Source organism: Actinomyces sp. W5033, from assembly GCF_051303165.1.
In genome coordinates this window covers 14,614-41,093 of record NZ_JBPPGD010000008.1, presented here as the reverse complement: position 1 = coordinate 41,093, position 26,480 = coordinate 14,614, and the positions used below count along the sequence as shown (strand labels likewise).

Sequence of the window (26,480 nt, the reverse complement as noted above, 5' to 3'; positions counted from 1 at the left end):
GTGTTTGGCGCCTTGTTGTGGAAGTAGGGAGGTTGGGGGGGGGGGGGAGGGGGGGCCGCCCACCGTGTGGTGGGCGGCCCCCGGCCCAGCTCAGCGGCGCTCAGTCGCGCGGCTTCTCGCGCATCTCCCAGGTCTCGATGACGTCGCCCTCGGCGATGTCCTTGAAGCCCAGGTTGATACCGCACTCGTAGCCCTCGCGGACCTCGGTGACGTCGTCCTTCTCACGACGCAGGGTCTCGATGGTGAGGTCGCCGTTGACGACCACGCCGTCGCGCACCAGACGCGCCTTGGCCCCGCGCCGGATGACGCCCGAGCGCACCAGGGAGCCCGCGATGGAGCCGAACCTCGAGGAGTGGAAGACCTGACGGACCTCGGCAGTACCGAGCTCGACCTCCTCGTAGACGGGCTTGAGCATGCCCTTCATCGAGGCCTCAACGTCCTCGATCGCCGCGTAGATGACCGAGTAGAACTTCATGTCCACGCCCTCGCGGTCGGCCATCTCGGCGACCCGCACCGCGGGGCGCACGTTGAAGCCGATGATGACGGCGGAGTCCACCGTGGCGAGGTTGACGTCGTTCTGCGTGATCGCACCGACACCGCGGTGGATGATGCGCAGCGCGACCTCGTCGCCGACGTCGATCTTGAGCAGCGAGTCCTCCAGCGCCTCGACCGCACCCGAGCTGTCGCCCTTGAGGATGAGGTTGAGGGTGTCAACCTTGCCCTCCTTGAGGACGTCGGTGAGGTTCTCCAGGGACACGCGCTTGCGGCGCCGGGCCAGCAGGGCGGCGCGCTCCGCGGCCTCACGCTTGTCGGCGATCTGGCGGGCGGTGCGGTCGTCGGGGGCGACGATGAAGGAGTCACCGGCGCTCGGCACGCTGGTCAGGCCCAGCACGAGGGCCGGACGCGCGGGACCGACCTCCTCCAGGTTCTGGCCGTGCTCGTCGAACATGGCGCGCACGCGCCCGTAGGCGGAGCCGGCGACGATGGGGTCGCCCACCCGCAGGGTGCCCTGCTGGACGAGGACCGTCGTCGTGGCGCCACGGCCCTTGTCGAGCTTGGCCTCGATGGTGACACCGCGGGCGTCACTGCTCGGGTTCGCCCGCAGGTCCAGGGCGGCGTCGGCGGTGAGCACGACGGCCTCAAGCAGCTCGTCGATGTTGAGGCGCTGCTTGGCGGAGATGTCAACGAACATCGTGTCGCCGCCGTACTCCTCGGGCACCAGGCCGTACTCGGTGAGCTGGCCACGGATCTTGTCCGGGTTGGCGCCCTCCTTGTCGATCTTGTTGACCGCGACGACGATCGGCACGTTGGCCGCCTGCGCGTGGTTGAGGGCCTCAATGGTCTGCGGCATGACACCGTCGTCGGCGGCCACCACGAGGATGGCGATGTCGGTGACCTCGGCACCTCGGGCACGCATGGCGGTGAAGGCCTCGTGACCGGGGGTGTCGATGAAGGTGATCGACCGGCGCTCGTCACCGACGGAGACCCGCACCTGGTAGGCACCGATGGACTGGGTGATGCCACCGGCCTCGCCGGCGACGACGTCCGTGGAGCGGATGGCGTCGAGCAGCTTGGTCTTACCGTGATCGACGTGGCCCATGACGGTGACCACCGGCGGACGGGACTCGAGGTCCTCGTCGGACCAGCCGGCCTCCTCGGCCTCGAGGTCGATGTCGAAGGACTCGAGCAGCTCGCGGTCCTCGTCCTCGGCGGAGACGAGCTCGACGTTGTAGCCGAGCTCGACGCCCAGGAGCTGGAAGGTGTCCTCGTCCAGGGACTGGGTGGCCGTGGCCATCTCACCGAGGTGGAACAGCACGGTGATAAGGGCGGCGGGGTTCGCGTTGATCTTCTCGGCGAAGTCCGTCAGGGTCGCGCCCTGGCGGATGCGCACCGGGGTCGAGCCGTCACCGCGCGGGACGATGACGCCGCCCAGCGACGGTGCGCTCTGCTGCTCGAACTCCTGCCGCTTCGCGCGCTTGGACTTGCGCCCGCGGGGCGCGCCGCCACCACGCCCGAAGGCGCCCTGCGTCGAGCCGCGCCCGCCGCGGCCGCCACGAGGGCCGCCGCCGAAGCCGCCGCCGGGACGTCCGGCGCCACCGGCGCCCTGGCCACCACGGCCGGCAGCTCCCGGCCGGCCACCGCGGCCGGCCTGGCCGCCGCGCGCCGGGGCACCCGGGCGCCCCACGGAGGAGGTGCCCGGCATCATGCCGGGGTTGGGACGCAGGCCACCGGGGCGCGGACCCGGACGGGCACCGCCCTGCGGGCGCGGCCCGGCTCCCTGGGGACGAGGCGCGCCGGCGCCAGCACCCTGACGGCGCGGGGCACCCGGGCGCGGACCGCCCTGGCCCGGCTGGCCGCCCTGGCCGCGCGAGCCGCCCGGACGGGGCATGCCCTGCGAGGAGGCGAAGGGGTTGTTGCCCGGACGCGGCGCACCCGGACGCGGCGCACCCGGACGCGGCGCACCCGGGCGCGGGCCCGGAGTCGGGGCGCTGCGGCGCTCAGCGGGGGCCGTGTCTCGCTGGGGCGCGGCCGGACGCGGCCCGGGGGCCGGGCGCGGCGACGGGGCCTCGGCGGTGGCCGGGGCAGCGGGCGCAGCCGGGCGCGGCGCGGCAGGCCTGGCGGCGGGCTTGGGCGCGGCCGGACGGGCCGCAGGCTTGGCGCCCGCCTCGGCCCTGGGCCCGAAGTGCTCGCGCACGCGGCGCGCCACCGGGGGCTCAACGGCGGAGGAGGCCGCCTTGACGAACTCTCCCTGGTCCTTGAGCCAGGCCAGGATCACCTTCGAGGTGATCTTCTTGCCAGTGGGGTCGAGCTCCTTGGCGAGCTCGTGAACGCGTGGTTTAGCCACATTTCTCCTGTCAGGTTGCCTGCTCCTGACCAGGAGCAGGCGCTAGTAGAGGCAGCTCATCGCTGGGTACTCATCGGGTGCCCATCGGCTTCCTACCCGCCTTTGCAATCGGTGTTCCCGGTCCCAGGACCGGTGTCATGCGCTCAGGCCCTGCCCTTGCGGGAGAGCCAGTCGCGCACGGGGGCCGCATCCAACGGCCCACGGGTGCGCAGCGCGCGCCCAAGGGCGCCCCTGCGCTCAGCGAGCTCCAGGCACGCGGGGTCCGGGTGGATCCACGCGCCCCTCCCGGGCGACACCGCCCGAGGGTCGACGGCGAGCCCGCCGCCGTCGAGGACCAGACGCAGCAGCTGCGCCCGGGGACCCTTGCCGCGGCACCCGACACAGGTGCGCTCGGGCACGTGTGAGGTGCTCGTGGCCGTCACGCGTGTCCTTCCGCTCATCCTGCCCGGGCGCCTTGTGCACGGCAGGCCGCACCCAAGGCTGGCAGGGTCCGCGTCAAGTTTACCGGCGGCCCGCTCAGGCCTCGTCGCCGGGCTGTGAGGGACCGGTCACGTCGTCAGCGCGCGAGCCGGTGCCGGGCACGACCCGCCCGGACTCGGAGTCCGCGTGGATGTCGATCTTCCAGCCGGTCAGGCGCGCGGCGAGGCGGGCGTTCTGCCCCTCCTTGCCGATGGCCAGCGAGAGCTGGAAGTCCGGGACGGTCGCACGGGCCGTCTTGTCCTCCATCGACACGATGCGCACCTCGGACACGCGCGCGGGCGACAGCGCGTTGGCGACGAAGCGCGCCGGGTCCTCGGAGTAGTCCACGATGTCGATCTTCTCGCCACCGAGCTCAGAGGTGACGGCGCGCACGCGCTGGCCCATCGGACCGATGCAGGCGCCCTTGGCGTTGACACCCTTGACGCGCGAGCGCACGGCCATCTTGGTGCGGTGGCCGGCCTCGCGGGCGATCGCGACGATCTCGACGTCGCCGGAGCCGATCTCGGGGACCTCGCGCTCGAAGAGCTTGCGCACCAGGCCCGGGTGTGAGCGGGAGAGGATGATCTGGGCCCCCTTGAGGCCGCGCGAGACCTCGGTGACGTAGACGCGCACGCGGTCGCCGTGGCGGTGGCGCTCGCCGGGGACCTGCTCGTGTGGCGGCATGATCCCCTCGTGCTCCTCGTCCAGGCGCACGTAGACAAGGCGGGGGTCACGCCCCTGCTCGACGGTGCCGGAGATGAGCTCCCCCGCCTTGTCCTTGAAGACCCCCAGGACCTCGAAGTCGCGACGGTCCTGGATGCGCTGGACGATGACCGAGCGGGCCGTGGCCTGGGCGATGCGCCCGAAGTCCTCCGGGGTGTCGTCGAAGAACTCACCGGTGGGCTGGTCCTGCTCGTCCAGCTCCGGGGCGAGGACGGTCATGTGCCCGCTGCGGCGGTCGATCTCGACCTGGGAGCCGCGGATCGCGCCGGGGACCTTGAGGTAGGCGGTGAGGATGGCGTCCTCGATGGCGGGAAGGAGGTCGTCCAGGTCGATGCCCAGCTCGTCGGCCGCGCCTCGCAGCTCCGGCATGTTGATGTCCATGGTGTCCTGGGTGTCCTCTCTCGTCTGGTGGGGCGCTCGGGCCCGGTGCGCGGCCGCCCGGCCGCAGGTGTCTGGTGGTCGGGGTGTCAGAGGACGACGACGGTCCGGGCCTCGGTGACCTCGTCCAGGGGGAGCGTCGTGGCGGCCCCGTCGACGTCAAGCGTGAGGGTGTCCGCGTCGGTGGCGAGCAGCGTTCCGGTGAGCGTCGCGCCGGCCGTGGTGACGGCGACGGTGTGGCCGACGGCGCGGCGCAGGTGGCGCGGGGTGGTCAGCCTCCGCTCGGCGCCGGGGCTGAGGACCTCGAGGGTGTACTGGCCCTTGACCGGGTCAGCGGCGTCCAGGGCCGCGGAGACGGCCCCGGTGGCGGCGGTCACCATGTCCAGGTCGATGTCGCCCTCGCCGTCGGGAAGGTCAACGACGACGCGGACGGCGCAGTGGCGCCCGGCCCTCGTGGTCTCAACACCCTCGAGGAAGAGCCCCACGCCCTCCACCACGGGGGTGAGCAGCTCGGTGAGCCGGGTGGCGAGAGCGTCGGCCATGGGTGTCCCTCCAGGGTCGGTGGCGCCCGCGGGCGGGCAGGCGCCCAGCCCGCGGGCGTGGTCATACGCGCCCATGCTACCCGTCCGTGGCAGGATCACCGCGTGACGAGCATCCCCACAGGCCCCGCCGACCGCCTCACGCCCCTTGGCCGCACGGCCGCGCTCCTGGCCGTGTGCGCCCTCGCCGTCGGCACCACCGGCTGCGGGCTGAGGATCGGTGAGGCGGCACCCCGGACCCTCCCCTCGGCCTCCGAGCAGGAGTCCGTGCGCGACGGCCTCGCCCGCCGCACCGTGCTCGTGGCCTCAACCGCCTCCTCCTTCCTGGCCGCCTTCCCCGAGGACCCGGCCGCCGGCATCGCCTCCGCCCTCGTGACGGACACCGCCGTCCAGCTCGAGGCCCTGGGCGGGGTGTGGGAGCCCTACACGGCACCCGTGCCCTCGACCTTCCCGACAGCCTCCCCGGTCGCCACGGCCGCAGCGGGGGCCTCGCGCGACGCCCTGGTCGAGGCCCTCACCGCCGGCGCCGCGCAGGCACGTGAGGCCTGCCTCACCGCCGCCCAGGCACAGGAGGCCTCGCTCTACGCCGCCGTGGCCGTGTCCTGGTCGGTGGCGCTGGAGGCTCTTGAGCCCGGCACCGCCGGGGCCGAGGGTCGCGCCACGCCGACCTCCGAGCCCCTGCCCGGTGCCCTGCTCCAGGCCTACGACGCCGCCCGCTACGCCCTGGAGGAGGTGGCGGCGCGCGGTGACGAGGAGACCCGCTCACGCGCCCAGGCGCAGGCGGCCGGGGCCGACGACCTCGTCAACGCCTCCGTCGCCCTGGGCGGTGAGGACACGCGGCTCGCCGCCTACGCCGCGCCTGGCGCCCAGGACGGTGCGAGCGCCGAGGTGACCTGGGCCCGCCAGGTGTGGCTACGTGTGGCCGACGCCGAGGTGGTCGCCGTGTCCACCACCACGGGCCGGGCGCGCGCCGAGGCCCTGGACGCGGCCGTGGCGGCGGCGTTGACGGCCGTCTCCTGGGGCGCGGACGTCAGCGCCCTTCCGGGGCACTGAGCCGGCCTGCCGGCTGCGGCCCCTCGACCCACCAGCGCAGGCGGCTGACGCTCACACCCCTCGTGCTGGCGCACGCCCCCAGGAGCGCGGCGGCGTCGCCCTCGTCCCTCACCAGGCGCAGGCGGCAGGGGCCGATGAGACGGCTCCAGGCGTCCACAAGCGCCACCGCCTGGGTGCGCGAGCGCACCAGCGAGGCGGGCACCGCCAGCATGATGACCCGGTCGGGACCGCGCCACAGGGCCGCCTCGAGGCGCGACAGCAGGCGCCGCAGCACGCCGAGCCTGCTGCCGGCCCGCCGGCTCCAGGACCCGGTGGCGACCTCCAGGACGAAGCGCGGTGCGGTGGCCGCAGGACCCAGCAGGGCCGCCACGGCCTCGGCCACCGCCTGGGCGTGGCGCTGTTCCACCCCGGCCAGGCCCACGACGACGGCGTCACGGTCGGTGAGGGACACGACCTGCCCCTCCTCAAGGGGCGCGCCTGTGCGCTCAGCCAGCACCTCGGCCACGACGCGCACGAGCGCCGTCCACAGCCCCTCGGGCGTGCCCCGGCGCAACAGGCCCGGGCGCAGGCGGATCTCGACCGCCTCCACAGCCGTGCCCGGGCGCAGCCCGTCCTCGCTGCCGGTGGCGCCGCTCCCGGCGGCGTGGGCCGCGCCGGCGCCCGCCAGCCAGGCCTGCCGTTCCCCGGCGCGGTCGGACAGGCTGGCGACGGTACCCGCGTTGAGACGGGCCACGGCCGCCGCCGTGCCCAGCGGCGCCCGCTGAGGGGCCGCGCCGGCCAGGGCGTCGAGTACCGCGACCTGCTCAGGCTCCAGCACCCCGGCCGGACCGGTCGTGATGAGCGCCGGCCGCCCGCTGCCGTCACCCGCGCCCGGGTCCTGCACGCGCAGAGACCACTGGTGGTCGAGCTTGCGCTCCAGGCGCGCCAGGTCGGGCTGCTGCGCCAGGCCGGCCTCGGTGGGCAGCAGGCAGGCCAGTGACCAGGTGTGGGCCACCTTGCCCGGCCACGCCGGGTCCAGCCGGACCGTGCGACCGCGCAGCTGGCAGACCGCCGTCGCCGTCGTGGCCGTGGTGAGGTCCACCAGGGTGTTGACCTGCGGGCAGTCCCACCCCTCCCCGAGCAGGCCCCGGGTCCCCAGCACCAGACGGACCTGCCCGGCGGCCACGAGGCGGCAGACGGCGAGCACCAGCCCTGAGGCCCGCCCGGCGGGAGCGGTCACGCGCGTGGTCCAGCCGTCGTCCGTGACGCTCAGGGGCAGACCGGTCTCGGTGCGCAGCCGCTCCAGCAGGCTCTCCTCGCCGCTGGCAAGGCGCAGGTGCGAGGAGGTCAGCGCCACCGGGTGCAGGGCACGCAGCCGCTGGTCGGTGAGCACAGTCTCCAGGCAGCGCAGCACGCCGCCGACGGGGCGCCCGCTGTGGGCCCCGGCCAGCACGTCGAGGGCCTTGTGGGTGGCGGAGCGCTCGGCGGCGTCAGTGACGACGACAGCGCACAACCGCTCACCCAGGGCGTCGAGCTCGGCACGCAGGACCTCGACGACGGCCGTGTCCTTGGCCCGGGTGCTGGCTGCGATGAGATCCAGGGGCGAGCGCCCGGCGCGCAGGCCGGAGTCGGTGAGGCTCACCCCCAGTCCACCCAGCAGGTCGCGCAGCCCCTGCCACTCGCCGCGCCGGGAGGGGTCCGGCAGCACCCGTTCCAGGGCGTAGCGGCCCACGAGCCGCAGCTCGTCCTCCAGCCCCAGCGACCCGACGTCGGGCAGCTCGGGGACCACGAGGACGCTCAGGGCCGTGGGCGTGTAGGTGCCGGTGCGCCGCAGGACGGCGGCCGCGGCCGTCGCCAGCACAGGATCGGCGTCGATTCCCGCAGCCAGGCGGGCCAGGACCTCCTCACGGCTGGCGGGCACCGGCGCTCCTGCCCGCTGCACGGCGCCCGACGCCGGCGCTGCGTGCCCGGCCTGGCCCGGGGCGCGCCCCTCGGGGACGGGGGCCACGAGGTCCAGGAGGAAGTCGATGCCGTCGGGGGCCAGCAGCGTCTGGGCCACCCTGGCGCGCAGCTCGGCGCCGCGCGCCTCCAGGAAGGCCGTCTCCTGCGCTGTCGGGGTGGTGAACCACACCAGGCTGCGGGCAGGGGCCAGGTGCCCGGCACGGACCACGGCAGGCAGGGGGATCTCGGCGTCGACGTCACCGAGCAGGGCGTGGTAGCGAGACCAGGAGGAGTCCTCGGTGCTGGGCTGCGTGGCGGTCAGGCCGATGAGGGTCGGCGCTGCGCCGGCGGCGCTCAGACGGCGCAGCAGGTACTGGACCACGACCGCCCAGTGCGCCGTGAGGTGGTGGCACTCGTCCAGGACGACGGTGGCGGTGCCGCTGCGCACCAGGGCGTCGAGGCGTCGTCGCGCCCCGGGGGCCAGCAGGCTCTCGACGGCGGTGTCGTCGAGCTCATCGACGTGGGAGCGTAGACGTCCGGCGCGTGCCGCCACTCCCCGGCGCCAGGCCGCGGGGTGCTCCGCCTCGAGGCGGCTCAGCCAGCCCTCAGCGGCGCCAGCGCTCATACCCTCCTCGACGCGCTCGGCAGCCCAGCGCCTGCGAGCGGCGTCCTGCCAGGGTCCGGCGCCGTCCACGACGGTCAGCGACTGGTAGGTGAGGACCGTCAGGCCCTCGGGCGCGGCGTCCTCGGCCAGGCCGGCGGCCTTGGTCAGGCAGGCGGTGTGCTCGGGCGGGCCGGCGTCGTCGGGCCGCAGGAACCTGCGCGCCTGGGCCGCCCACTGGTCGCGGATGAGCGTCGTGGGGGCCAGGACCAGGGCACGGCGGCCGTTGCGGCGTGCCAGCTCCAGGCCCAGGAGGGTCTTGCCCGCGCCCGGTGGCGCCACCAGGTGCAGGCGGGCGCCGTCCTGCGGCTCGACGGCGTCGAGGAGCTCACGCTGGTAGGGGCGCAGGGACGCGCCGAGCCGCAGCCGCCGCAGCGGCCGGCCGTCACCTGGTGGCGTGGGGCCCGTCTCCGGGCCCGGCGGCTCAGAGCCCCTCACCCGTCGGGACGGCCTCCAGGGCCGCCACCACGGTGGAGCGGATCTGCTCCGCTGCGCTGTCGACGGGCACCGAGCGGCGCTCGCCGCAGCGGCGCTCGCGGATCTCGACCGTGCCGGACCGGGCGAGGTCGCGGCCCACGACGACGGTGAAGGGCACGCCCAGCAACTCGGAGTCGGCGAACTTCACGCCCGCGGAGACCTTGCGGCGGTCGTCGTAGAGGACCTCGAGACCGGCCTGGTCGAGCTCGGTCGCCAGCGCGGCGGCGGTGGAGAAGACCTCGTCGTCCTTGCCGGTGGCGAGCACCTGCACATGGTAGGGGGCGACCTGGATCGGCCAGGCCAGGCCGTGCTCGTCGCAGCTGGCCTCGGCCAGGGCGGCCATGACGCGCGAGACGCCGATGCCGTAGGAGCCCATGGTGACGGTGCGCGCCTTGCCGTTGTCGTCCAGGACGGTGAAGCCGAGGGCGTCGGCGTACTTGCGGCCCAGGGCGAAGATGTGCCCCAGCTCGATGCCGCGGGCGATCTCCAGGGGGCCAGAGCCGTCCGGGGCGGGGTCTCCCGCACGCACCTCAGCGGCCTCGATGGTCCCGTCGGCCTCGAAGTCGCGGCCCTTGACCAGGTGCAGGACGTGCTTGCGGTCCGCGTTGGCCCCGGTCACCCAGCTCGTGCCATCGACGACGCGGGGGTCGAGCAGGTAGCGCACGGAGCCCACCAGGACCTCGTGACCGTGCTCGTCGGTCTCGACCCGGCGGGCCGGGGAGGAGGGGCCGACGGCGGTGGGGCCGATGTAGCCGCGCACGAGCTCGGGGTGGTCCGCGAAGTCCGCGTCCTCGGCCACAGCGACCTCGGCGGGGCTGAGGGCGGCCTCCAGGCGCTTGAGGTCCACCTCGCGGTCACCGGGCAGCCCGACGACGAGCAGCTCCTTGGAGCCGTCAGGCTGGGTGAGGGTGACGACGACGTTCTTCAGCGTGTCCGCCGCGGTCCAGGCACGCTCCGGGCGCGGGTAGTCGGTGTTGAGCAGGTCCACCAGGGTGTCGATGGTCGGGCAGTCGGGGGTGTCAACGACGCGGGCGGGCGGGACCTCGGAGGCGTCAACCGGGTCGGGCACGGGGGTGACGACCGCCTCGGCGTTGGCGGCGTAGCCCCCGGGCGAGCGCACGAAGGTGTCCTCCCCCACCGGGGAGGGGTGCAGGAACTCCTCCGAGCGGGAGCCGCCCATCGCCCCCGCCATGGCGTTGACAGGCACGTACTCCAGGCCCAGGCGGGTGAAGATGCGCTCGTAGGCGGCGCGGTGGCGCTGGTAGGAGGCCTCCAGGCCCTCGTCGTCGAGGTCGAAGGAGTAGGAGTCCTTCATGATGAACTGGCGGCCCCGGATGATCCCGGCGCGGGGGCGGGCCTCGTCGCGGTACTTCGTCTGAATCTGGTACAGCGCCGTCGGCAGGTCCTTGTAGGAGCTGAGCAGGTCCTTGGCCAGGAGGGTGAACATCTCCTCGTGGGTGGGGGCGAGCAGGTAGTCGCCGCCCTTGCGGTCCTTGAGGCGGAAGAGGGTGGGACCGTACTCGTCCCAGCGGTGGGAGTCCTTGTAGGGCTCGGCCGGCTGCAGGGCGGCGAAGTGGACCTCCTGGGCACCGATGCGGTTCATCTCCTCGCGGATGATGGCCTCGATCTTGCGCAGGACGGCCAGCCCGAGTGGCAGCCAGGTGTAGATGCCCGGTGCGGTGCGGCGCACGTAGGCGGCGCGCACGAGGAGCCGGTGGCTGGCGACCTCTGCGTCGGCCGGGTCCTCACGGAGGGTACGGATGAAGGCGGTGGACATCGTCTGAAGCACGGCACGATCCTACGTGCTCGCCGGGCGCCCGCCGTCGTGGCCCGGGGGCGGGGCCGCTCACGCCCCGGGCCCGTTCGGGCACGGGGGCGGGCCCTCATCTCGTATCCTGCCTCCGGGCCCGGCGACGGTCCCTCCTTCCTGCCCCACCCGGGCGGCTCCTGTGCCGACGACGTGGCGCGCTGCCCGCGGGCCGCGCGCAGCAGACACCGGCTTGCGGGCCCTCCGAGCGGGTCACTAGCCTCGGCAGCGCCCTTCCTTGCGCCGTCCAGGCAGCAGGGCCGCAACCGGTGACCGACGACAAGGGAACGCTGAGCATGGATCGACAGCCCATTCGCGTGGGGCACGGACGCACCTGGGCCAAGGCGATCCTCATCGGTGAGCACTCGGTGGTCTACGGCCACCCGGCGGTGGCCGTGCCCCTGCACGACCTGCGGATGCAGGCCACCGCGACCCCCACCGACGGCCCCTCGTGGCTGCGCTCCCTGGACTATGACGGCCCGCTGCGCGCGGCCGGCCACCACTTCGCCTGCGTGGCCCGGGCCTTCGAGGTGGCCCGCGAGCGCTCCGGCTGCCTGGGGCAGTCCTTCGAGCTGACGACCACCAGCGACTTCCCCCACGAGAGGGGACTGGGCTCCTCGGCGGCCTCCGCGGGCGCCATCATCCGTGCGGTCCTGGACGCCTGCGGGCGCCAGGCCACCCGTGAGGAGCTGCTGCCACTCATCCACCAGGCCGAGCAGATCGCCCACGACCGCCCCTCGGGGCTCGACGCCGCGGCGACGACGGCCCCCTCCCCCATCCGTTTCCAGTCCGGCGAGATGCGCCTGCTGAGCCAGCGCATCGAGGACGTCCAGCTGGTCATCGCCGACTCCGGGGTCCACGGCTCCACCCGTGAGGCGGTGGGTGGGCTGCGCCGCCGCTACGAGGCGGACCCGGGCTTCTACGGCCCCCGCATCAACCGGCTGGGCGAGCTCACCCACCGCTCCATCCGGGCCCTGGCCGACGGCGAGGCGCAGGTCCTGGGCGAGATGATGAACGCGGCGCACGAGGTGCTCTCCGAGATCGGGGTGAGCCTGGACCTGCTGGACTCGCTCACCGTGGCGGCGCGCCGGGCGGGGGCTCTGGGCGCGAAGATGACCGGCGGGGGCCTGGGAGGCTGCCTCATCAGCCTCACGGACTCGCCCCAGACGGCCGCAGCGGTGTGCACCGCCCTGCGCGAGGCCGGTGCGGCGCGCACCTGGACCTACCAGCTGCGCGCGAGCGGGACGGCGCAGTGAGCGCGGGCACCGCGACGGCCCGCACGGCGACGGCGAGCGCGAACTCCAACATCGCCCTCATCAAGTACTGGGGCAAGACGGACGACCTCCTGCACCTGCCAACCACCTCGAGCCTGTCGCTCACCCTGGACGAGACGTGGACGACGACGACCGTCTCCTTCGACGGCGGCGCCGACGGCCAGGACGTCGTGACGATCAACGGTGTGGGTGTCGAGGGCACCGCCCGCGAGCGCGTGCACCGCTTCCTGTCCCTCGTGCGCGAGCGCGCGGGCCTGGGCCAGGACGAGGCCGCGAGCGTGGTGTCAACCTCGACGGTGCCGCTGGCGGCGGGCCTGGCCTCCTCCGCCGCGGGCTTCGCAGCCCTGGCGGGGGCCGCCTCGCGCGCCGCGGGCCTGGACCTGGATGCCCGGGCGCTGTCGTGCCTGGCGCGTCGGGGCTCGGGCTCGGCCTCCCGCTCCGTCTTCGGGGGCCTGGTGCGCTGGAACCGGGGGACGGACGACGCCTCCTCCTTCGCGGAGCCGGTGCCCTGCGCCCTGGACCTGGCCATGGTCGTCATCGCCCTGGACGCCGGCGCCAAGGCGGTGTCCTCCACGGTGGCGATGCGCCACACGATGCGGACCTCGCCGCTGTACCCGGCGTGGGTCGAGGCCAGCGCCGCGGACCTGGCTGAGGCCCTTGAGGCGGCCGCCTCGGGTGACCTCGAGCGCCTGGGGGCGGTGGCGCAGGCCAACGCCCTGGGGATGCATGCCACGATGGTGGCGGCGCGCCCGGCGGTCCTGTACTGGCGTCCGGGCACGGTCGCGGTCCTGCACGAGGTGGAGCGGCTGCGCCGGGACGGCCTGCCGGTGTGGGCCACGATGGACGCGGGCCCCAACGTCAAGGTCCTCACCGACACCGCTCACGCCGGTGCGGCGGCCGAGGCCCTGGCCGGTCTCCTTCCCGGGGCGTCGGTGACGGTGCGGCGCGGCGGTGAGGGGATCCGCTATGAGCAGCCGGGGTCCTGATTGGCTGGGGCCATGAGTCGGTCTGTCACGTGCCAGGCCCCGGGCAAGCTGTACGTCGCCGGGGAGTACGCGGTCGTCGAGAGCGGTCACTCGGCCCTGCTCGTGGCCGTGGACCGCTTCATCACGGTGACGGCGGCCACGGCCGCGGGCCCTCGTGCCCGGGTGTCCTCCGCCCTGTACGACGGCGGTGAGCGCACCTGGCAGCGCGACGCGCGGGGGCTGGCCGTGCCGAGCACCGGCGCGACCGACTACGTCATCTCCGCGCTGCGCGTGGTCGAGGAGCTCGTGCGCGAGCAGGGCCGGGAGCCCGCGATGGTGCACCTGGACGTCCTCAGCGAGCTCGACGACGCCTCCGGGCGCAAGCTGGGCCTGGGCTCCTCCGCGGCGGTGACGGTGGCCACCGTGCGGGCCGTGGCCGGCTTCCACGCACTGGACCTGAGCGACCTGGACGTGTTCAAGCTCGCGCTGCTGGCCTCCGACGCCGTCGAGCCGGTGGGCTCCGGCGGGGACCTGGCGGCGAGCGCCCTGTCGGGCTGGGTGCTGTACTCCTCCCCTGACCGGCACTGGCTGCGGCGCCAGCGGCGCGTGCGTGGCGTCGGCGCGCTGCTCCAGGCGTGCTGGCCCGGGCTGGCGGTGCGCCGGATGCCGCAGGCGGACGGGATCGACCTGCTGGTCGGCTGGACCGGTGAGCCGGCCTCGACGGCCAGCCTCGTCTCCCACGTCCAGTCCCGTCTCCAGCCAAGAGCCCCGGCAGCGGGCCCAGCCGCCCCAACGCCGTCCCCTGCCTCCGGTGGCCCTTCCGGGCCCTCGACGCGAGCGCCGGAGGCGAGGACCTATGAGCAGTTCCTCGCCGCTTCCGAGCACTGCCTGGCCGGGCTCGTCACCGCCCTGGAGGCCGGGGACCTGGCGGGGGTGCGCCGTCAGGTGGCCGGGCACCGCCGGCTCCTGGCGGACCTGTCGCGGATGAGCGGCGTCGTCATCGAGACGCCCGGGCTCTCGCGCCTGGTTGAGATCGCCTGCGCCCACGGCGCGGCCGCCAAGAGCTCGGGGGCCGGCGGTGGGGACTGCGGCATCGCCCTGCACGGTCCCGCCACCAGCACGGCGGCCCTGCGCTCGGCCTGGGCCGCGGCCGGCATCGTCCCCCTTGACCTGGCTGCCTGGACCCGTAGCGAGGAGGCCTTATGAGCCCCGTCACCCAGCCCGCAGCCGACGCGGCGCCCCGGCACGGCGCAGCCGTGAGCCAGCACGGCGAGCGCAAGGACGAGCACGTGCGCCTGGCGATGGACCTGCACGGTCCCGGCAGGACGACCCCCTGGGCGGACGTCGGCTTCCTCCACCACGCCCTGCCGGAGACGGCCACCGAGGCCGTGGACCTGTCCACCCAGGTCCTGGGCGGGCGCTGGCCGCTGCCCTTCTACGTCAACGCGATGACGGGCGGGACCGAGGCCACGGGCCGGCTCAACGCGGCCCTGGCCGAGGCCGCGGCGGCCGCGGGCGTGGCCATCGCCTCGGGCTCGCAGCACGTGGCCCTGCGCGACCCCTCGCGCGAGGACACCTTCCGGGTCATCCGCCGTGCGGCCCCCGAGGCCTTCGTGCTGGCCAACGTGGGGCCCACGGTCGGCCCCGAGGAGGCGCTTCGCGCCGTCGAGATGCTTGAGGCCGACGCCCTGCAGGTGCACGTCAACGTCGCCCAGGAGGTGCCGATGCCCGAGGGGGACCGGGACTTCTCCGGCTGGGGGCAGCGCATCGCGCAGATCGCCGACGCCGTCGAGGTGCCGGTGGTGGTCAAGGAGGTCGGCTTCGGCCTGTCGCGGCGCACCGTGGACCGGCTCGCCCTCCTGGGCGTGGCGGCGGCGGACGTGGCCGGCAACGGGGGCACGGACTTCGTGGCCATCGAGACCTCACGGCGCCAGGACGGCGCCTACCGGGACCTCATCGGCTGGGGCCAGAGCGCGGCCCTGTGCCTGCTCGAGTGCCTGCACGGGCCGGCCGGGGCGCCCCCGGTGGAGGTGCTGGCCTCCGGCGCCGTGCGCAGTCCCCTGGACGTCGTGCGGGGCCTGGCCCTGGGGGCGCGCGCGGTGGGGGTCTCGGGCCACTTCATGCGCACGCTCACCGAGTCAGGCCCCGAGGCCCTAGTCGACGAGCTCGTCTCCTGGACGCAGCAGGTGCGCGGGATCATGGCGCTGCTGGGGGCCTCACGGGTGGCGGACCTGGCCCGCACGGACCTGCTCGTCACGGGCGCCACCGCTGAGCGCGCCCGCCTGCTGGGAGTGGACCTGCCGGCCCTGGCCCGCCGCTCCGCCTAGGCTGGCACCCGGCCCAGCGCACAGGCCCGGCGCCCGGCCGGTGGCGCCGGCCACAGCGCTGGCGCCACCGGCCTCAGAGGGAGGCGAGCCAGGTGACGATACCGGGCGAGGCGTACAGCGTCATGAACTGCACCCCGTAGGACACGCCCAGGCGGTTGAGCGAGCCGCACACGATGCCCACGAGCAGCACGCCGAAGACGTTGGCCACCCCGGCGTCGATGTAGGCCAGCACGACGATGAGGGACACGAACAGGGACAGGACGGCCTCGTGGGGCACGCGCCTGATGACGAAGTGCGTGATCTGGCTGGACCAGCGCACAGCCACGACGTAGGTGACGACGACGGCGACCAGCGCGCCCAGCACCGTGGCCAGGACGAACTGCGGCAGGCTCAGCAGGTGGTGGATGTTGTGCTCGAGGCTGTAGACACCGTCGGCCTCGAACAGGGGGCCTGCCGGTCCCGCGGACACGCCCGAGATCGGGATGCCCAGGGCGACAAGCGGGATGATGACGCCTGCCAGGTAGGTCGAGTGCGTGAGCGAGCTCATGACGGTGACGGCCCGCTTGGCCCGCTCCACCGGGTCCTTGAGCCGGGCCGCTGAGGCCTCGCCGAGCAGGAAGGTCAGGCCCACCGGGGACAGGACGAACAGGGGCGTGGAGGCGGCCGCCATGGCGGCGCTCCACGCGCCCTCGCCAGCGGTGACGAGCCGGTGGGGGCGCAGCTCGCGCGAGCGGAAGCCGTCGGCGCTCAGGCGCGCCTGGGTCAGGGTGCCGTGCGGCAGGGCCTCGCGGCGGCGCCGGTTGAGCAGCTCGAGCAGGGTGACCAGCAGCGGGCCGACGGTGATGCCGAGGAAGAAGGAGATGTTGACGCTGTCGCCGGGCTCGATGACGCCCTTGGCCTCGTACAGGGCCGGCAGGCCCCTGAAGAGGAAGGCCATGGGCACGATGGACAGCAGCGCCAGGACCCGGTTCTGTCCCAGCACAGCCAGCAGGCAGGCGCCCAGGGCGAGGATGAGCGGAGCCTGCTCCTTGATGGGCCCGGCCAGGGGGGCGACGGCGGCGGCCAGGAGGAAGGCCAGCGGGATCGACACGAGCGTGCCGATGGCCGAGCCGACGGCCATCTTGCGGATCGTCGTCGAGGCCATGCCCTTGGAGCGCAGCAGGACCGCGTGCTCCATGAGCGGGGCGCTCATGACGCCGCCGGGCAGGCCTACCAGGGCCGTCGGGATGGCGTTCATGAGGTTGAGGGTGACGATGGCGGAGATGAAGAAGGACAGGACCACCTCGGCGCCGGCGCCCGAGAGCACGAGGGTCAGGGTGATGGGGGCGAGCACGCTCGTCTCGTCCGTGCCGGGGATGAAGCCGATGAAGGAGTACAGGACGACGGCGGCCAGGACGGCCAGGAGCATGAGGGCGAGCATCGTGAGGGTCACTGCTGCGCCTCCGTGCGCTCGGCGGTGGCTGCGGCCTCAGCGGGCGCTGCGTCGTCCTCAGTCTCGACGACGCTCACCTCGCGCTTGGGGCGCACCATCAGGCAGCTGAGCGTGAAGCCGAGGACGCAGCCGCCCAGGCCCCAGAAGAGGAGCTGGCCACCCGTGACGGTGGCGACGGCGAGGGCTCCGCAGGCGCAGGCGGAGCACAGGGCCAGGGACAGGACGAGGTCGCGCGCGCTGACGAGGTCGTTCCAGACCTCGATGTGGGGTGCCTGGGGCAGGTCAGCACTCGTGGAGGCGTTGTGGTACACGCCAGGACTCTATGCGCCCAACCGCCTCCAGTAGGTACGACGTCCTATGAGGTAGCCCATGAAATGCGTCCCTCCCCCGGCGGCCCGCGGGCGGGCTGGCCCCGGCGGCCCGCGGGCGCACGAGGCTCAGGGCCTGCGGTAGCGGCGCACGCCGTCCACCACGCCGGTGAGGGCGTAGGGGCCTTCGTCCGGCAGGAGCGTGGCCGAGGCGTCCTCACCGACCGGCCCCAGGGACTCGGTGAGCACCGACTCGTACTCCTCGACACCCAGGCGCCGGCGCGCGTCGAGCGCGGACACGGTCGCGCCAGGGTCCCGGCGCGCGCCGAAGCCCTCGACGACCGTGACGGTGACGAGCTCGCCCACCGCGCCCGAGCCGTAGGAGAACAGTCCCAGCCGGTCGCCGGCGCGCAGGTCGCAGTGGTCGAGCAGGGAGGCCACGCCCAGGTACAGGGAGGCCGTGTAGCAGTTGCCCACCCGGCGCGAGTAGACCAGGGAGTCGTCGTAGCGGCGGTGCAGGTGGCCCAGCCCGCGGGCCTCGGCCTCCTCGGGGGGCAGCACCCCGGCCAGCGCCTTGCGGCCCATCTTGGTGTAGGGAAGGTGGAAGCACAGGGCCGCGAAGTCCTCCAGCCCCAGGCCGCTGGCCTCCTGGTGGGCGGCCAGGACCCGGGCGAACATGTCCGTGTAGCACCGGTTGGACAGGTGGCCGTCCACGCGCGGGACGCTCTCGCCCTCGGGACGCCAGAAGTCGTAGACGTCCTGGGTGCGGGCGGTCGAGGCCGGGTCGATGACGAGCAGCCGCGGGTCCTGGCGCACGAGCATGGCGACGGCGCCCGCGCCCTGGGTGGGCTCCCCACCGGTGCCCAGCCCGTAGCGGGCCAGGTCGGAGGCGATGACGAGGGCGGTGCGCCCCGGGTGGGCGGCGACGTAGTCCACCGCGGTCATGAGCCCGGCGGTGCCGGCGTAGCAGGCCTCACGGATGTCGAAGGCGCGCACGCCCTCGGGCAGGCCGAGCAGCCCGTGGACCATGACGGCCATCGCCTTGGAGGCGTCAACGGCGGACTCGCTGCCCACGACGACGAGCCCGAGGGAGGCGGTGTCAGCCTCCTCCGCCCTGTCCAGGACGGCGGCAGCGGCACGGGCGGCCAGGGTGACGACGTCGGTGGTGGCGGGCGCGACGGCCATCTGGTCCTGCCCGAGACCGGTGTGGAACTTGGCGGGGTCCACGCCGCGGGCCACCGCGAGGTCGGTCATGTCGAGGTACAGCTCCGGGGTGGCGATCTCGAGCGAGTCGATGCCGATGAGCACGCGGGCCTCCAGGGGTCGGTGGGCGGGGGCGGTCAGGCCGTCACGACGGCGTCGGAACGCCGCTGACGCGGCAGAGCGCACGACGCCCCGGGCACCGCAGCAGTTTAGACTACGCCCCAGACACCACCTCATGAACGGGGGCTCCATGCACGACACCCGCCGCGACCTCGCCCACCTCGAGGGCAGTGCCGCCGTCATCGTCTCAGCGATGCGCACACCGACGGGGCGCCGCCGCGGCAGCCTGTCGCACATGACCGCTGCCGAGCTCGGCGCCCACGCGGTGCGCGCGGCCCTGGAGCGGGTCCCGGCAGTGGCCAACGACGTCGCCCAGCTCATCTTCGGCAACGTCTACCAGGGCGGGGCCGGGCAGAACGTGGCGCGGCAGGTCGCGCTGGGAGCCGGGCTGGCGGTGCGGGTGCCGGCGATGACCGTCAACGAGGTCTGCGGCTCCGGTCTGAAGTCCGTCATCCTCGCCGAGCAGCTCATCCGCCTGCGCCGGGCCAACGTCGTCGTCGCCGGCGGGACGGAGTCGATGACCCGGGCCGCGCTCGTGTCCGCCTACGACCCGGAGACCCGCTCCTACCTCGACCCCCAGCCCTCCCTCATGGTGGACGGGCTCACGGACGCCTTCAGTGGCGAGGCGATGGGGGTCACCGCCGAGGAGGTCGCCAAGCAGCACGACATCGACCGCGCGAGCCAGGACGCCTGGGCGCTGCGCTCCCACGAGCGGGCCGCCAGCGCCACCCGCGAGGGCCTGTACGCCGAGGAGATCTCCCCGGTGGACCTGCCCGACGGCGAGCGCCTGGACCGCGACGAGCCGATCCGCCCGGACACGGACGAGGAGCGGCTGGCGGGGCTGCGTCCCGTCTTCGCCGAGCACGGCACCGTCACCGCCGGCAACGCCTCCTCCGTGGCCGACGGCGCGGCCGCCCTCGTGCTGACCTCCGCGGACTACGCCCGCCGTCACGGCCTGGACGTGCTCGCCGTGATGTCGAGCTCCTCGGAGATCGCCATCGACCCGCGGATCATGGGCTTCTCCCCCACCACCGCGATCCGGGACCTGCTGTCCCACCAGGGGCTGACGACGGCGGACATCGACTCCTACGAGATCAACGAGGCCTTCGCCGCGACCTCCCTGGCCGTGAGCCAGGACCTGGACCTGGACCCCGAGACGGTCAACCCCATGGGCTCGGCCATCGCGCTCGGGCACCCGTTGGGCGCCTCCGGCGCCCGCATCCTCGTCACCCTCGTGCACCGGCTGCGCCGCGACAACCTGCACCGGGGCGTCGCCTCGCTGTGCGTGGGCGGTGGCATGGGCATCGCCGTGCTCGTCGAGTCCCTGGCCCGCCCCGTGGCGCAGGAGGCCCGGTGAGCCGCCGCTTCTACGAGCTCAGCCCCGCCGAGCGGCGCGAGCAGATGGTCGCCGAGGGCCGGCTGACGCCCGAGGCGGACGAGCTCCTGGCCGCCCCCGTGGGCCTGGACCCGCACACCGCCTCCCGGCTCGTGGAGAACCAGGTGGGCCAGCTGCACCTGCCCATCGGGGTGGTGCCGGGGGTGCTGGTCAACGGCCGCACGTACACGGTGCCCCTGTGCACCGAGGAGGCCTCCGTGGTGGCCGCCGCGGCCAACGGCGCGAGGATCGTGCGCATGGCGGGAGGCTTCACCGCCGTGACCCCCACGCGCCTCATGACAGGCCAGGTGGTGGTGGCCGAGCCACGCGACCCTCGGCTCGCCGAGCGCATCGGGCAGTGCCGCGAGGAGCTGTTTGCCGCCGCGGCCCAGGCGCACCCCTCGATCATCGCCCGGGGCGGAGGCCTGCGCGACCTGCGCGTGCGCGACCTGCCGCCCGCGGACCCGGCGGGCGGCGCGGCCGGCACACGCGGCTTCGTCAGCGTGGACCTGAGCGTGGACGTGCGCGACGCCATGGGCGCGAACATCATCGACACCATCGGCGAGGCGGTGGCCGCCGTCCTGCGTGAGCGCTTCCCCGACGAGGAGGTGCTCATGGCGATCATCTCCAACTACGCCGTCGGCTCCCTCGTGGAGGTCTCCTGCGACCTGCCGGCGGCGCTGCTCGTGCCGGCCCGCGCCGCCCGCGGGCTGGAGGGCGAGGAGCTGGCGGGCCTGGCGGAGCGCACCGCCCGCCGCATCGCCCTGGCCTCCGACCTCGCCCAGGTCGATACCACCCGCGCCGTGACGCACAACAAGGGCGTGATGAACGGGGTCCACGCCGCCGCGCTCGCCATCGGCAACGACACGCGTGCCGTGGAGGCCGGCTGTCACGCCTGGGCCGCGCGTGACGGGCGCTACCGGGGCCTGTCGCAGTGGTCGCTCACGCGCCCGCAGGGCGCCGCGGTGCTGCACGGGCAGATGAGCGTGCCGCTGCCGCTGGCGAGCGTCGGGGGCACGATCCACGCCCTGGCCCAGGCCGAGGCCGCGCTCGGGCTCATCGGGGCCGAGGACGCCGCCGAGGTGGCGCGGGTGGTCGCCGCCGTCGGCCTGGCGCAGAACCTCGCGGCCCTGCGGGCGCTGGTCACCGACGGGATCCAGAAGGGCCACATGTCGATGCACTCGCGTGCCCTGGCCATCACCGTGGGCGCACGCGGTGAGCAGATCGAGCAGGTCGCCGAGCTGCTGCGGTCCGCGGAGCGCATGAACCAGGACACCGCCCGCCGGCTGCTCGCCCAGGTCCGTGCCGCGGCCGGTGAGGGCTGAGCAGGCGCGTCCTCACAGCAGGACGGTCGCGTAGGTCCCCACGCGCTCGAAGCCCAGCCCCCGGTACAGGCCGAGGGCCGGCGTGTTGTAGTCGTTGACGTACAGGCACACAGTGCCGTGGTGGCCCACGTGCTCGGCGCGCACCGCATCGACGACGGCGGCCAGGGCCACGCTGCCCACCCCCTGGCCGCGCAGGTCCTTGCGGGTCCACACGCCGGTGATCAGGGCGACGCCGCCGCGCCCGTGGGGCGGGTGCCACAGGGCGCCGACGTCCGCCTTGAAGGCCACGGCCCTCGGCCCGCCCGGCAGCGACGCACGCCCCGCACCGTCATCGAGGACGACGTAGCTGCGCCCGGCGCCCACGAGCCAGGAGACGTGACGAGCGTAGGCGCCGCCTGAGTCCGTCGGGTTGTAGCCGAGCTCCGCGCGGAACATCGCGACCGAGGCCTCCAGCACGGCAGGCTCCTGCGGGCTCGTGGCCGCGTGCAGCAGCGCGGCCACCCATCCGGCCTCCCGGCGCCGTCGGAGCACGGCAGCGGCCAGGCCACCGGGCGGGTGGGGCGCCACGAGCAGCGGCTGGCTCCACCTCTCCTCACGGCTGGCCACCCCCATCCCCGCCAGCTCGCCCCACACGGGCTCGACGTCCTCGACGGGGCCGTAGACGGAGCCGTTGCGGGTCAGGCGCCGGCGGGCGTGCTCGGCCAGCGCACGCACCTGGGCGCTGCTGGAGCCCGGGTGGCCCAGGGCCGGCCGGGCGGCGAGGCCGAGGGGAAGGAGAGAGCTGGTGGCCCAGGCCCCGCCGTCGGGCTGCCCGGCACGGCCCAGGGCGACGACGTCGCCGCTGCCCCATGTCGGCCAGCGGCCCAGCTGACCGGCCAGGCCCACGCCGGCCACCGGGTCCAGGGCGCACAGGGAGAGCAGCCCCCCGGTCATCCGTTGGGACACGGGAACCAGGAGCCGGGAGGTACGGGGCGTCAGGCGCACAGTGCTCCTCACAGGGGGGCGACGAGATCCACCCAGACGAGCACAACCGCCAGGACGACGAGCAGCCCGGCCACCACCTGGCCGACGGGGAGCATGCGGGCCGTGTCCACGTGGCCGGGGTCGGGCCGGCCGGTGGCACGCGCCCAGGTTCGGCGCAGCCCCTCCCAGCAGGCTCCGGCCACGTGCCCGCCGTCCAGCGGCAGCAGGGGAACGAGGTTGAAGGCGAACAGGGCGAGGTTGAGCGAGCCCAGGAGGCTGATCATCGAGTACAGGCGCACGGACAAGGGCACGCGCCCCGTGCCGGTGCCCGCCGAGGACACCTCCCCGGCGATGCGCCCGACGCCCACGAGGCTGACCGGGCCGTCCTGGCTGCGTTCCTGCGTCCCCAGGCCCGCCAGGACCGCGTGGTAGACGCCGACGGGAAGGGAGGCGATGGCCTTGAGGGTCTGGCCGACGGCGCCCGCGACCTGTCCCGCGACCTCGTCGGCGGGCACACGCACGGTTCCCAGGGCCGGACTGATCCCGACGTAGGCACGCGGACGGGTCAGCGGCGCCCCGTCCTCGCCCGTGACCGGCCGGCCGGCCTCGTCGTAGACGCTCCGCTCGACCTCGACGGCGGTGACGGTGAGGGTGAGCCGTTGGCCACCGCGCTCGACGACCACCTCCTGAGGGCCCGCCCCGTGAGCGGCGATGGCGGACTGCACCTCGGCCCAGCTCGCGAGCGGGTCGCCCGCCCAGGTCAGCAGGCGGTCACCCGGCTCGAGGCCGGCGGAGCGCGCCGGCGAGAGCGGGTCCGTGCTGGCGCAGTCGGCCGAGGGGTCGGAGGTGACGCACTGCGCGACCGTGGCGACGGTGGCGGTGTAGCCCGGCTGCCCGACGACGCCCAGGGCGACGGCCAGCAGCACCACGCCCAGGACGAGGTTGGTGAGGATACCTCCGGCCATGACCACGAGCTTGCGGGGCACGCTCAGGCGGTAGAAGGCGCGGTGCTGCTCGTCGGGGCCGAGCTCGGCCAGGGACTCCTCACGGGCCTGGGCCACCATGGAGCCGGGCCTGTCCGGGTGGCCGGGCCGGGCCGGCGGCAGCATGCCCAGCAGGCGCACGTAACCGCCCAGCCACACCGCCTTGACGCCGTACTCGGTGCCACCGCGGTGGACGGACCACAGGCGCGGCCCAAAACCGATGAAGTACTCGGTGACCTTCACCCCGAAGGCCTTGGCCGGCAGCATGTGACCCAGCTCGTGCAGCGCCACGGACAGGGCGATACCGACGACGAGGACGAGGACGCCCAGGACGTAGGCGAGGGTGGCGCTCATGCGACGGTCTCCTGTGATCTGGGCTGGAGGACGGCCCGGGCGCTCACTCGACGCAGAGCAGCACCTCGATGACGCGGGCGAGGTAGCGGTCCACGCTGCGCTCGTCATAGGCCCTGGTGCCGCGTGCGGAGGTGAACAGGGTGGAACGGATCTGCCCGGAGCTGAGCGTGGTGCCGGAGTCGAAGTAGGCGGCGACGCGGTCCATGAGGGCGTCCACCTCGTCACGGCTGTAGCCGCGGCCCCGGGCGGGGGCGAAGCGCGCCCCCGCAGGGCGCAGGAGCCTGGGGTACAGGCTCGTGGCGAGCTCGGCCACCTGGCGCATCCAGGCTTCGCGTCCCAGCCGGGAGACGACGTCGGCACGGCGCTGCTGGAGGAAGGCCGCCTCCAGACGGTCCAGGGCGGCGTCAACGGCCTCGGGCTGGTAGCCGCCGTGGACGACGTCGAAGGCGACGGCGCGCACGCCCTCGGAGTCCATCTCCTCCAGCTCCCCGGCCTCGTAGATCTCGTGCGCGCTGCTGAAGTAGCGATCGACCTGCTCGGGCCGGTAGCCCCGGCGCAGGGCACCCACTGTGGGGAACATGCCGCTCATTGCTGTGTCCTCGACCTCTCCTGGCCCAGCACCTCGGCGGCCAGCTGGCCGCAGGCGCCGTCGATGTCGCTGCCGCGGGTGTCGCGCACCGTCGTGGTGACACCCGCCTGGCGCAGTGTATCCACGAAGCGGTCCTGGACGTCCGGCTCGGAGCAGGTCCAGATGGAGCCGGGGGTGGGGTTGAGGGGGATGGGGTTGACGTGGGCCCAGCCCCGCCCGCGCCGGTTGAGCTCGTCGGCGAGCAGCTGAGCCCGCCAGGCGTGGTCGTTCATGTCCTTGATGAGGGCGTACTCGATGGACACGCGCCGCCCGGTGGCCTCGAAGTAGTCGTGGGCGGCGTCGAGCAGCTCACCGACCTTCCACTTGGAGTTGACGGGGATGAGCTCGTCGCGCAGGACGTCGTCGGGGGCGTGCAGGGACACGGCCAGCGTCACCGGGATGCCCTCCCCCGCGAGCCGGCGGATGAGGGGCACGAGGCCCACCGTGGAGACGGTGATCGCTCGGGCGGACAGGCCGAAGCCCTCCGGCGCCGGGTCGGTCATGCGGTGCAGGGCGGCGACGACGTTCTTGTAGTTGACCATCGGCTCGCCCATGCCCATGAAGACGACGTTCGACAGGCGCGCAGGCCCGCCGGTGAGGTCGCCGCGCTGGGAGGCCAGGGCGGCGTGACGGACCTGCTCGATGATCTCCGCGGTGGACAGGTTGCGGGTGAGCCCCATCTGGCCGGTGGCGCAGAAGGGGCAGGCCATGCCGCAGCCGGCCTGGGAGGACACGCACAGGGTGGTGCGCTCGCGGTAGCGCATGAGGACGGACTCCACACGCACGCCGTCGTGCAGCTGCCACAGGTGCTTGATGGTGCGCCCACCGTCAGCCCTCAGGGCACGCACCTCGGTGATGAGCTCCGGCAGGAGCTCGGCGGCCATCTGCTCGCGCTGGGCAGCGGGCAGGTCCGTCATGTCCGCTGCCTCGCGTGTGAAGTGCGTGAAGTAGTGACGGGAGAGCTGGTCAGCACGGAAGGCCGGCAGTCCGGCGTCGGCGAGAGCGCTCTTTCGAGCCGACAGGTCGAGGTCCGCCAGGTGCCGGGGCGCCTTGCCACGGGCGACGGGCACGGCGAAGGACAGCCGGGGCCTGGCGTCGGGGCTCGTGGCGCCCTCGGGGGCCTGGTCCGTGGGCATGACCTGGACCTCCCCGGGACGGCGGCGCCTGAGGCCCACGGGCACGGGTGCCGGGGTGCGGGCCCGCCCCGAGGGGGTCGAGGGGGGCGCGGCTTGGGCCGTGCGGCGTGGTTGGTTGCGGGCGGGGCTCACGAGGCTGAGGCTCCTCTCACCGGGTCGGTGGGTGCTCGGGGCGGGGTTCGCGGCTGCCGAGGTTACCGGTCTGCGGGCCACTGCGCCGCGCCGGGGGTCACACGCGCGCCCACGTCCTCGTCACGCCTCGCCCGGACGTGACTCAGCGCATCAGGAGGGTGGCGACGTAGACCACGGGGGCGGCGACGAGGATGGAGTCGAGCCGGTCCATGAGGCCGCCGTGCCCGGGCAGGAGCGTGCCCATGTCCTTCAGGCCCAGGTCCCTCTTGAGCAGCGACTCGCCGAGGTCGCCCAGGGTGGAGACGATGACGATGACGAGCCCGAGCAGGGCACCTGCCCACTGGGGCCCGTCCAGGGCCCGCACGCACAGGCTCCCGGCGAGCACCGTGGCGGCGACTGAGCCAGCGAAACCCTCCCACGACTTCTTCGGTGACACGCTCGGCGCCATGGGGTGCTTGCCGAAGGTGATGCCGGCGAGCCAGCCACCGGTGTCATTGGCGACCGGCAGGGCGATGAGCGTGATGATCTTGCCCGCCCCCTGGTCCTGTGAGACCAGCAGGACGGCGAAGCCGGCGAGGAAGGGCAGGTAGCTGGCGGCGAGCACCGCGGCGGCCGCGGTGACCGAGCGTGAGCGGCGCACGGTGTCATGGGCGTGAGTGCGCGGCACGTCGTCGTGGCCGGCAGCCTCGAGCAGGGTCCCCGAGTCCGCCTCCGCCTGGTCGAGGAAGCACCACAGGACGCAGGCGCCTGAGGTGGCGATGTAGGCGCCGAAGGCCCCCTCCGCGCCGAGGGTCCAGGCGCACACGGCGATGCCGAGCGTGCCGAGCCACAGGGGGGCCAGGGGCAGCCGGATGCCCTTGCGCGCGACGGCGCCGGCGAGCTCCCACAGGGCACCGCACACCGCCACGACGACGAGGCCGACGAAGACGACCTTCTTGACGAGCAAGGAGGCGAGAACCACCGCGATGAGGACGGCTGCCACCCCGATGGCGGCGGGCAGGTTGCGCCCGGCCCGCCCGGTGGAGGGCAAGGGCGTGTGGTTGCGCGTCGGCGGCGGGGCCAGCAGGGTGCTCAGCAGGCTCACGGGCGGTCT

General features: G+C 74.2%; 21 protein-coding genes. 7 read left to right on the top strand and 14 right to left on the bottom strand.

The features are described 5' to 3' along the window. Window positions 1-100: 100 nt before the first annotated feature. The 4 genes from infB to rimP form a co-directional block, all read right to left on the bottom strand. Window positions 101-2,845 (bottom strand): translation initiation factor IF-2, encoded by a 2,745-nt coding sequence (gene infB / locus ACSJJR_RS06940; RefSeq protein ID WP_435942846.1) that lies wholly within the window; start codon window positions 2,843-2,845, stop codon window positions 101-103. 143 nt (window positions 2,846-2,988) lie between these two features. After that, complete coding sequence (locus ACSJJR_RS06935; protein ID WP_435942845.1) at window positions 2,989-3,267, bottom strand: YlxR family protein; 279 nt, start codon at window positions 3,265-3,267, stop codon at window positions 2,989-2,991. A gap of 94 nt (window positions 3,268-3,361) precedes the next feature. Next, on the bottom strand, window positions 3,362-4,408 hold the full coding sequence (nusA, locus tag ACSJJR_RS06930) for a transcription termination factor NusA (RefSeq protein ID WP_435942844.1): 1,047 nt from the start codon (window positions 4,406-4,408) through the stop codon (window positions 3,362-3,364). An 86-nt stretch (window positions 4,409-4,494) separates the two neighbouring features. After that, the gene (gene rimP / locus ACSJJR_RS06925; RefSeq protein ID WP_435942843.1) at window positions 4,495-4,947 is read right to left on the bottom strand and encodes a ribosome maturation factor RimP; all 453 of its coding nucleotides are present in this window, start codon (window positions 4,945-4,947) and stop codon (window positions 4,495-4,497) included. A gap of 102 nt (window positions 4,948-5,049) precedes the next feature. Here rimP and ACSJJR_RS06920 point away from each other — a divergent pair, with 102 nt between their 5' ends. Then, window positions 5,050-5,997, top strand: coding sequence for a hypothetical protein (locus ACSJJR_RS06920; protein WP_435942842.1), 948 nt, complete (start codon window positions 5,050-5,052; stop codon window positions 5,995-5,997). On the opposite strand, the gene ACSJJR_RS06915 is transcribed toward ACSJJR_RS06920, so the two are convergent. Together ACSJJR_RS06915 and ACSJJR_RS06910 are read right to left on the bottom strand one after the other, a co-directional pair. After that, a complete protein-coding gene (locus tag ACSJJR_RS06915; RefSeq protein WP_435942841.1) occupies window positions 5,975-9,016 on the bottom strand; it encodes a DEAD/DEAH box helicase in 3,042 nt (1,013 codons plus the stop codon). The genes ACSJJR_RS06920 and ACSJJR_RS06915 overlap by 23 nt on opposite strands. Continuing rightward, entirely contained in the window at window positions 9,003-10,844 is a 1,842-nt protein-coding gene (locus ACSJJR_RS06910; RefSeq protein ID WP_435942840.1) for a proline--tRNA ligase, read from the bottom strand. Before ACSJJR_RS06910 ends, ACSJJR_RS06915 begins: the two co-directional genes overlap by 14 nt. A gap of 314 nt (window positions 10,845-11,158) precedes the next feature. Between ACSJJR_RS06910 and mvk the strand changes: the two genes are divergently transcribed. The 4 genes from mvk to fni are packed head-to-tail and all read left to right on the top strand — an operon-like array spanning window position 11,159 to window position 15,428. Continuing rightward, a complete protein-coding gene (gene mvk / locus ACSJJR_RS06905) occupies window positions 11,159-12,118 on the top strand; it encodes a mevalonate kinase (protein WP_435942839.1) in 960 nt (319 codons plus the stop codon). Then, the gene (mvaD, locus tag ACSJJR_RS06900; protein ID WP_435942838.1) at window positions 12,115-13,122 is read left to right on the top strand and encodes a diphosphomevalonate decarboxylase; all 1,008 of its coding nucleotides are present in this window, start codon (window positions 12,115-12,117) and stop codon (window positions 13,120-13,122) included. The genes mvk and mvaD overlap by 4 nt, the downstream gene beginning before the upstream one ends. Window positions 13,123-13,134: 12 nt before the next feature. Continuing rightward, entirely contained in the window at window positions 13,135-14,307 is a 1,173-nt protein-coding gene (locus tag ACSJJR_RS06895; protein ID WP_435942837.1) for a phosphomevalonate kinase, read from the top strand. After that, entirely contained in the window at window positions 14,304-15,428 is a 1,125-nt protein-coding gene (gene fni, locus ACSJJR_RS06890; protein ID WP_435942836.1) for a type 2 isopentenyl-diphosphate Delta-isomerase, read from the top strand. The genes ACSJJR_RS06895 and fni overlap by 4 nt, the downstream gene beginning before the upstream one ends. Window positions 15,429-15,501: 73 nt before the next feature. Here the strand turns inward: fni and ACSJJR_RS06885 are convergent, their stop codons facing one another. From ACSJJR_RS06885 to ACSJJR_RS06875, 3 genes are all read right to left on the bottom strand, one after another. Next, the gene (locus tag ACSJJR_RS06885) at window positions 15,502-16,860 is read right to left on the bottom strand and encodes a tripartite tricarboxylate transporter permease (RefSeq protein ID WP_435942835.1); all 1,359 of its coding nucleotides are present in this window, start codon (window positions 16,858-16,860) and stop codon (window positions 15,502-15,504) included. After that, window positions 16,857-17,171: a hypothetical protein gene (locus tag ACSJJR_RS06880; RefSeq protein WP_435942834.1), complete on the bottom strand. Its 315-nt coding sequence runs from the start codon at window positions 17,169-17,171 to the stop codon at window positions 16,857-16,859. Before ACSJJR_RS06880 ends, ACSJJR_RS06885 begins: the two co-directional genes overlap by 4 nt. 126 nt (window positions 17,172-17,297) lie before the next feature. Then, window positions 17,298-18,476 carry a hydroxymethylglutaryl-CoA synthase gene (locus ACSJJR_RS06875; protein ID WP_435942833.1) on the bottom strand — a complete coding sequence of 393 codons (1,179 nt, stop codon included), beginning with the start codon at window positions 18,474-18,476 and terminating at the stop codon, window positions 17,298-17,300. A gap of 130 nt (window positions 18,477-18,606) precedes the next feature. Here ACSJJR_RS06875 and ACSJJR_RS06870 point away from each other — a divergent pair, with 130 nt between their 5' ends. Together ACSJJR_RS06870 and ACSJJR_RS06865 are read left to right on the top strand one after the other, a co-directional pair. Then, window positions 18,607-19,848 (top strand): thiolase family protein, encoded by a 1,242-nt coding sequence (locus ACSJJR_RS06870; protein WP_435942832.1) that lies wholly within the window; start codon window positions 18,607-18,609, stop codon window positions 19,846-19,848. Further along, window positions 19,845-21,191: a hydroxymethylglutaryl-CoA reductase, degradative gene (locus tag ACSJJR_RS06865; RefSeq protein WP_435942831.1), complete on the top strand. Its 1,347-nt coding sequence runs from the start codon at window positions 19,845-19,847 to the stop codon at window positions 21,189-21,191. Before ACSJJR_RS06870 ends, ACSJJR_RS06865 begins: the two co-directional genes overlap by 4 nt. Before the next feature lie 12 nt (window positions 21,192-21,203). On the opposite strand, the gene ACSJJR_RS06860 is transcribed toward ACSJJR_RS06865, so the two are convergent. The 5 genes from ACSJJR_RS06860 to ACSJJR_RS06840 all read right to left on the bottom strand — a co-directional run bounded on the left by ACSJJR_RS06860 (window position 21,204) and on the right by ACSJJR_RS06840 (window position 26,462). After that, the gene (locus tag ACSJJR_RS06860) at window positions 21,204-22,124 is read right to left on the bottom strand and encodes a GNAT family N-acetyltransferase (protein ID WP_435942915.1); all 921 of its coding nucleotides are present in this window, start codon (window positions 22,122-22,124) and stop codon (window positions 21,204-21,206) included. Between the two features lie 59 nt (window positions 22,125-22,183). Next, the gene (locus ACSJJR_RS06855) at window positions 22,184-23,491 is read right to left on the bottom strand and encodes a M50 family metallopeptidase (RefSeq protein WP_435942830.1); all 1,308 of its coding nucleotides are present in this window, start codon (window positions 23,489-23,491) and stop codon (window positions 22,184-22,186) included. 43 nt (window positions 23,492-23,534) lie between these two features. Then, window positions 23,535-24,080 (bottom strand): DivIVA domain-containing protein, encoded by a 546-nt coding sequence (locus tag ACSJJR_RS06850; RefSeq protein ID WP_435942829.1) that lies wholly within the window; start codon window positions 24,078-24,080, stop codon window positions 23,535-23,537. Continuing rightward, the gene (rlmN, locus tag ACSJJR_RS06845; RefSeq protein WP_435942914.1) at window positions 24,077-25,255 is read right to left on the bottom strand and encodes a 23S rRNA (adenine(2503)-C(2))-methyltransferase RlmN; all 1,179 of its coding nucleotides are present in this window, start codon (window positions 25,253-25,255) and stop codon (window positions 24,077-24,079) included. Before rlmN ends, ACSJJR_RS06850 begins: the two co-directional genes overlap by 4 nt. A 274-nt stretch (window positions 25,256-25,529) precedes the next feature. Then, window positions 25,530-26,462, bottom strand: a complete 933-nt coding sequence (locus tag ACSJJR_RS06840; protein WP_435942913.1) for a phosphatidate cytidylyltransferase — start codon at window positions 26,460-26,462, stop codon at window positions 25,530-25,532. Window positions 26,463-26,480: the final 18 nt, after the last annotated feature.

What these genes read in the sequence shown, in the direction of transcription:
- ACSJJR_RS06895 (WP_435942837.1), top strand. Translation starts at nt 13,135, where the DNA reads ATGAGTCGGTCTGTCACGTGCCAGGCCCCGGGCAAGCTGTACGTCGCC.
- rimP (WP_435942843.1), bottom strand. Translation starts at nt 4,947, where the DNA reads ATGGCCGACGCTCTCGCCACCCGGCTCACCGAGCTGCTCACCCCCGTG.
- nusA (WP_435942844.1), bottom strand. Translation starts at nt 4,408, where the DNA reads ATGGACATCAACATGCCGGAGCTGCGAGGCGCGGCCGACGAGCTGGGC.
- ACSJJR_RS06855 (WP_435942830.1), bottom strand. Translation starts at nt 23,491, where the DNA reads ATGAGCGCCACCCTCGCCTACGTCCTGGGCGTCCTCGTCCTCGTCGTC.
- fni (WP_435942836.1), top strand. Translation starts at nt 14,304, where the DNA reads ATGAGCCCCGTCACCCAGCCCGCAGCCGACGCGGCGCCCCGGCACGGC.
- mvk (WP_435942839.1), top strand. Translation starts at nt 11,159, where the DNA reads ATGGATCGACAGCCCATTCGCGTGGGGCACGGACGCACCTGGGCCAAG.
- ACSJJR_RS06860 (WP_435942915.1), bottom strand. Translation starts at nt 22,124, where the DNA reads ATGACCGGGGGGCTGCTCTCCCTGTGCGCCCTGGACCCGGTGGCCGGC.
- ACSJJR_RS06870 (WP_435942832.1), top strand. Translation starts at nt 18,607, where the DNA reads ATGAACGGGGGCTCCATGCACGACACCCGCCGCGACCTCGCCCACCTC.
- rlmN (WP_435942914.1), bottom strand. Translation starts at nt 25,255, where the DNA reads ATGCCCACGGACCAGGCCCCCGAGGGCGCCACGAGCCCCGACGCCAGG.
- ACSJJR_RS06850 (WP_435942829.1), bottom strand. Translation starts at nt 24,080, where the DNA reads ATGAGCGGCATGTTCCCCACAGTGGGTGCCCTGCGCCGGGGCTACCGG.